The organism is uncultured Arcobacter sp., from assembly GCF_937982575.1.
Lineage (GTDB): Bacteria > Campylobacterota > Campylobacteria > Campylobacterales > Arcobacteraceae > Arcobacter.
In genome coordinates, this window is the sequence record NZ_CALJLR010000015.1 from 215,763 (window position 1) to 221,767 (window position 6,005).

Annotated in this window: 6 protein-coding genes and 1 pseudogene; 2 read left to right on the forward strand and 5 right to left on the reverse strand. The window is 30.2% G+C overall.

Going from position 1 to position 6,005, the window contains the following annotated elements; translation table 11 throughout:
- Positions 1-309: 309 nt before the first annotated feature.
- Genes Q0617_RS11035 through Q0617_RS11045 form a run of 3 tightly spaced genes read right to left on the reverse strand, consistent with a single transcriptional unit; the run spans position 310 to position 2,516 of the window.
- Positions 310-1,059 carry a glycosyltransferase family 2 protein gene (locus tag Q0617_RS11035; RefSeq protein WP_298753341.1) on the reverse strand — a complete coding sequence of 250 codons (750 nt, stop codon included), beginning with the start codon at positions 1,057-1,059 and terminating at the stop codon, positions 310-312.
- Positions 1,060-1,066: 7 nt separating this feature from the next.
- A complete protein-coding gene (locus tag Q0617_RS11040; RefSeq protein WP_298753342.1) occupies positions 1,067-1,783 on the reverse strand; it encodes a polysaccharide deacetylase family protein in 717 nt (238 codons plus the stop codon).
- Complete coding sequence (locus Q0617_RS11045) at positions 1,776-2,516, reverse strand: hypothetical protein (protein WP_298753343.1); 741 nt, start codon at positions 2,514-2,516, stop codon at positions 1,776-1,778. The genes Q0617_RS11040 and Q0617_RS11045 overlap by 8 nt, the downstream gene beginning before the upstream one ends.
- 114 nt (positions 2,517-2,630) lie before the next feature.
- On the opposite strand from Q0617_RS11045, the gene Q0617_RS11050 reads away from it, so the two are divergent.
- Positions 2,631-3,644, forward strand: a complete 1,014-nt coding sequence (locus Q0617_RS11050) for a glycosyltransferase family 4 protein (RefSeq protein ID WP_366517904.1) — start codon at positions 2,631-2,633, stop codon at positions 3,642-3,644.
- Positions 3,641-4,465 carry a glycosyltransferase gene (locus Q0617_RS11055; RefSeq protein ID WP_298753346.1) on the forward strand — a complete coding sequence of 275 codons (825 nt, stop codon included), beginning with the start codon at positions 3,641-3,643 and terminating at the stop codon, positions 4,463-4,465. Before Q0617_RS11050 ends, Q0617_RS11055 begins: the two co-directional genes overlap by 4 nt.
- Positions 4,466-4,553: 88 nt before the next feature.
- Here the strand turns inward: Q0617_RS11055 and Q0617_RS11060 are convergent, their stop codons facing one another.
- A complete protein-coding gene (locus Q0617_RS11060; protein WP_298753347.1) occupies positions 4,554-5,654 on the reverse strand; it encodes a hypothetical protein in 1,101 nt (366 codons plus the stop codon).
- 8 nt (positions 5,655-5,662) lie between these two features.
- A pseudogene (locus tag Q0617_RS11065) lies at positions 5,663-6,005 on the reverse strand (MBOAT family protein); the annotation flags it as partial.

Below are 6,005 nucleotides of genomic sequence, written 5' to 3' on the forward strand. Positions count from 1 at the left end.
TCTTTGTTGCGGGTGCGACTCTTTTTTTAATGCCACTTTTAAAAAGCAGTTTTCCTAAATTAGTATCGATATAAGCACTGATACTGGCATCAAACTTTTTAGACTTTATCGTTTGTAACGTTGTATTTAAATCATTCTTGTCGTACAAAATCACATCATCTATAAACTCAATATGTTGTGCGAATTCAAAGTTGACTTTGCTTACAAGTGCCGTGAGTTTAGTTTGAGGGTATTGCTCTTTAATGGCTTTAAATAAAGGCAAGGTCACAATAAAGTCCCCTATTTTGTCATGTCGTGTTATGAGTAAATTCATTTTTTCAACTCTTTGTTGGCTTCATACAGTTTGATGTATTTATAAAAGTTTGTAACCATATGAGAAAAAGCGATGATCAATCCCACATAGCCATCTAAAAATCCACGTTTAAATATATAGGTACGTATAAACGAATAAAACCCATTGAAATAAGCTTTTGCAGGAGAAGATTTTTTCTTCCCTGCATTGTTTTGTGCAAAAAGTGTTGAGTAGTGGTCGGCTTTAATCACAAATTGTGAAATTGAGTGATAGCTGTAATGTTCGACATTACCTTTTAACTCTTCAATCTTAAACCCATCAGTAATAATATCTTCATGCACATCGTTGCTGTTGTATTGTGTACATTTTTTGTTGTAGAGGCGTTTGATTTTTTGATTGTTCCAACCACAATACTTCACTTGAATCTCTTTGTAAAAGGCTTTAAAGTTCAGTTTATAGACACACTTTTCATCCAAGATTTTGTTTTGCAGTGTTTCAAAGAGTTCTTTATCCACGACTTCATCACTGTCAATGATGAGTATCCAATCATTTTTAGCAAATGAAGCTGCATGGTTTTTAGTCCATCCAAATCCTTTAAACTCACCTTGAATCAAGTTAACATTTGAAAACTCTTGTGCAATATTCATAGTGGTATCTGTTGAACCATTGTCATAGACAACCACATCACTGAAACCTTTTAGGCTCTTTAATGTTCTTCGTATGGTATTTTCGTTGTTTTTTGCTAATACTACGGCACTTATATTCATAACTATCCTAAAATGATTTGATAAAAGCTTTGAACTTATAACCCAATTGCTTTTTGAATGTAAAGATTTCATCAGCAGTGCTTAAACCATCAGCATCAACACGATAGTTGATACCTTTTATTCCTGAAAAATCTTTATGAATAGCATTGCCAATTCTAAAAGCATATGTATAATAATTGAGTGTCTCTGTTGCGATGGCATCATTGTATTTTCCAAAAGGAAATACAAAACTCTCTACTTTGATGCTGAGTTTCTCTTCTAAAATTTGTTGAGAAAGTATTAACTCCTCTTTTATATTTACATCCTCTTCTAAAAGATTCGTATGGGTATGTGAATGGGACGCGATTTGCACCAAACCACTCTCAATCATCTCTTTCATTTCTTTAAAAGTACAAAATGTACCTTTTTCATAGTTTTTAAACTCATCATTATGTTCAAAGGACATTCGTACCTCAGGTGTTTGGCTACATACATCCAAAATGTACTTCGTGGGCACAGCCAATAAAGCTTTAATGTTGTACTTTTTTAAAATAGGAAAAGTTAAATAATAAAAATCCGCATACGCATCATCAAAAACTAAGCAAGCGTATTTTCCTTTGAGTTCTTTTTTTGTAGGAAAGGTGGTTTGAAAATGAGAAGCAATGTACTGCATATGTTTTTCAAAAACTTCTATGTTATTACTGCATCTGTCACTGTTGACATGATGATACATAAGATTAATCAACAACTTCAATCCCTTTTAGACGCTTTTTAAAATTGATTTTATTTTTATGGTGTTGCGAATATTGCAATGCCAATTCTACACACATCTGCTCTTTTTCTTTGATACATTTAGCATATGCTGTTGCTATGATTTCAAGGTCTTTATCTTTTGCCCACAATTTACAAAAGTTTTTAAGTCGTTGCTCTAAACTCAAGCTTATAAACTGCATTCGATTGATGTCCACAATCTTAAAAGTATAGATACTTCCCTCTTTTTTAATTAAGATATTTCCAGGGGAATAATCTTGATGAAGGATGCCATTTTCATGCAAAGAATAGGTGAATTGGGCAAACTGTTTAAAGACCTCTTCTTTGTCTTCAAAATTCTCTTCTAAAAGTGGTTCACGTATCGTAAAGTCATATTTAAACTCTTCACTGATAAAATAACTTTCATTAAGTAAACCTCCTTTATAAAATGTCACGTATGCAATAGGAGTGGGAGTAAAATCTCCAATTTTTATCGAGTAGTCATACGATTTCTTGGCTTTTGTATCTTTGAAAAACGTGTAAACAATCTTATTGATAAAATGTGGGACTTTAAAAGACTTAACAACCACCGAAGTGTCATTCCAATTTAAAATTTTAAGTTCATTTCGTGCTTTATGGATATTTCCATTTATTTGTTTAAAATGCGATTGTATGTTTTTAATAAAAGGTTCAAATTTTTCAAACCCACTGTTTAGTTTATATTGCATTGGTTTCACTTCTTAGTTAAAAATAATTTATATTTCGTTAAAATGCAAACATTATAACAAAAGGTATCTTATCAATTGAATAAAAATATTTTAGAAATTTGTCTTTCTCCTGATTTGGGTGGACTTGAACTTCATGTTAAAAACCTGGCTCAACATCTGAACTCCCTTGTGGTTATTAATAGCACTTCCAAACTGGAAACTTTTTTTAAAGACAGCCCTTATACATATAAGAAAATTGGACGTCGAAGTTTCTTTCCTTTAGCAAAAATCATAGATGAAAATGAAATCGATATTGTACACTTGCATTGGACAAAAGATATCCCCACCGTCGTACTTGCAAAATTGCTTTCTAAAAGAAAACCTAAAATTGTACAAACGCGACACATGCATATGACACGTTTTAAAAGTGATTTTTACCATAAATTTTTATACAAAAATATAGATACCATGATTGCTGTGACTCATTTAGTCAAAGACCAACTCAATGAGTTTATCCCAGCTTCAGTGAGACCCCAAATCAAAACGTGCTATATTGGTGCTAGTACTCCTTCTCCACTAAGTGATGAAGACAAAAAAGAGCTCAAAGAAAGATATAACTTAAAAGAGGAATTTACAGTTGCTATTGTAGGACGAATTGAGAAACCAAAAGGACAACACATTGTCCTAGAAGCAGTTGAAAAGTTACGTCAAAATGGACTTAAGGCTAAGACTTTAGTAATTGGACATGCGATGGATGAAGCCTATTTGACTGAACTAAAAACAAAATACCCAAAAGATGTTTTTACAGGATTTATTAATAATGTAAGTGACTTAATGCAAATTGCTTCATGCTTGGTTTTAGCTACACAAAAAGAAACATTTGGATTGGTTTTAATTGAAGCCATGAAGTGTGGTATTTGTGTTTTAGGAAGTAACCAAGGGGGACCCATTGAAATCATTGATGACAATGAAAATGGTTTGCTTTTTGAAAGTATGGACAGTGAAGATTTATATAATAAGCTAAGCCTCGTTGTCAATGACACTCAACTTCAACAACAGTTGGCACAAAAAGGTAAAGAAAAAGCCAATTTATATTTTGACAGTCAGACACAGTTTCAAGCTTTTAAAAATATATTGGAGAATCTATGAAAGTCAGTATTATAATAGCAGTGTATAAAGATGTTGAGGCTCTAGAACTCATCATTGAGTCACTCAGACATCAAACTTATAAAAACTTTGAGGTCATCATTGCTGAAGATGGAAAGTCTGAAGAGATGAAAACATTTGTAGCTACTGTAAAAGACTTGGATATAAAGCATACCACGCAAGAAGATAATGGAGTAAGAAAATCAAACTCTCAAAACCAAGGTATCAGAGCATCTTCAGGAGAGTATTTGATATTTATAGATGGGGATTGTACTTTATACATTGATTTTATAGAAAAACACCTTGCTGTTTCTTCTGAAAAAAGTATTGTATCGGGTCGTCGTGTGAACTTGGGACCTAAATACTCAACCATGTTAAGACATAAAAAAATCACTGCATTATGGCTTGAAAAAAACTTTATTCGCAAATATTTTGATATTGCAAATGATGCAAAAGAGGAGAAGCATACAGAAGAGGGATTAAGAATAAAGCCCCATGGATTGATTCACTCTCTTTTAAAACGAAGGAAAAAAGAGTTACCTCTTTTAGGCTGTAACTTTTCATGTTATCGCCAAGCCATATACGATATTAATGGATTTGATGAAGCACTTGGAAACTCAGCATATGCCAGCGATACAGACCTCGAATGGCGTTTTAAAGGTTTAGGGTATAAAATAGTTTCTGCAAAATACATTGCTAACCAGTTTCATCTCTTTCATAAAAGAAAGAGTGGAACTTTTAAGCGTGATATGATGGACCAAATTCAAACAAATAAAATAAATAAACAGTATCAATGTTCCAAAGGTCTAAATAGTTATTCATAACTTTCTAAAGAACACAAAAGTACCTTTAGTTAATTAAAGTAAAGTAACTTTTATTTATATAAAATCAAAGATTAGGAAGTTTGTCTATTTAATCTTGTACAATACTTCTAAATAAATCATCTTGAATAATTATCTCACTTGCTTTATATGACCAATGAGTATCATCACTATAAAATAAGTCGATTACTCCTTTCTTCAACTCTTTTTCCAATATTTCTTTTGTATCAATAAAGTAATATTTTTTTGATAAACTTCTTAAATCTTCAAAAAATAAACTTTTAGGATATTCTTGATTTATGATATATTTTCTATATAAATTATATTTATCTACTGCTGGCATAAAAATAAGCTTTATATTTTGTTTTTCTAAAATATCAGATAATCTATTTAAATTATAATTTAATAATTTAATATTCTCTACATTCTCAAGTGATAACTTATTTATATCATCTGCATAAAACATTATATCTGAAGAGGATTTAGCTGTAAAAAACTTTTGATTTAATTTTTCTCTGTAAAAACTTCCAAAAGAACCATACCCACTAAAAAAATACTTTAAATTATATTTTAAAGCATTGAAATTCAAATTATTAATCATAGTTATCTTATTTTCAGATAAGGAGTTTATATTATATATTTCTTTTTGATTGTTTATTAAAGAAGTGAAATTTTCATTTTTACTTATTTTAAAAAAATTCACTCTTTTTGTCAATCTTTCTAATGCTTCACGCTGTACAGATTCTATTAAGATATATTTAACACCTATAGTTTTCAGATAGTTTGAATTAGCTAATAGAACAATTGTTTCTATATAATTGTCTGTACCTGATAACTGTTGAATATTCAAAACTTTTAAATTATACTCATTAACTATATAATCTTGATAAAAACGATTTAAACCGAAGCCCATACCTTGGGAGAAAGAGTCCCCTATAGTAACTAAGTCAACCTTTCCACCATTATAATCTTTAAAATCTATATATGACTTAGTGAAGGTTTGTTTATTTATTGGTCTTTCATGTAAAATATCTACCATGTAACTTGTTCTTCCTAAATCCCCTATATATTTATTGTCATCAGGATTAGGATAAACTACACTTGTATACACAAAATACGTTGTAATATGAAATAACAGTAGAATCAATAATGCAATTATCCAGAAATATGTAATTTTTCTATACTTATCCATATATCTCCCTAAAAATTAAAATATAAAAATTCTGAGTATTTACTCATAATTGAAATGATATACAATGAAAAAACAATAAAAACCAATGAATTTAGATACGGCTTATTAAAAAATGTTTCTTTTTTTTCCATAGAGTTCTTAAATAGTAAAACTAATATAAAACATACCAAAATAAATGCCGTCGTTTTATTTTTACCCATTATATTTTCATATACGATTCCATAGTTAAAATACAGCCCATTATAAGCCTCTAAAAACTTAAAATACTTCTCTGGTAAAACAATATTATCTAAACTAAACATAGCCCCTAAGACTTTAATAGCATCATCCCACTCTTTGGCTCTAAAAAAG

Coding starts and splice junctions, on each gene's coding strand:
- Q0617_RS11045 (WP_298753343.1), bottom strand. CDS start 2,516: ATGCAATATAAACTAAACAGTGGGTTTGAAAAATTTGAACCTTTTATT.
- Q0617_RS11060 (WP_298753347.1), bottom strand. CDS start 5,654: ATGGATAAGTATAGAAAAATTACATATTTCTGGATAATTGCATTATTG.
- Q0617_RS11035 (WP_298753341.1), bottom strand. CDS start 1,059: ATGAATATAAGTGCCGTAGTATTAGCAAAAAACAACGAAAATACCATA.
- Q0617_RS11055 (WP_298753346.1), top strand. CDS start 3,641: ATGAAAGTCAGTATTATAATAGCAGTGTATAAAGATGTTGAGGCTCTA.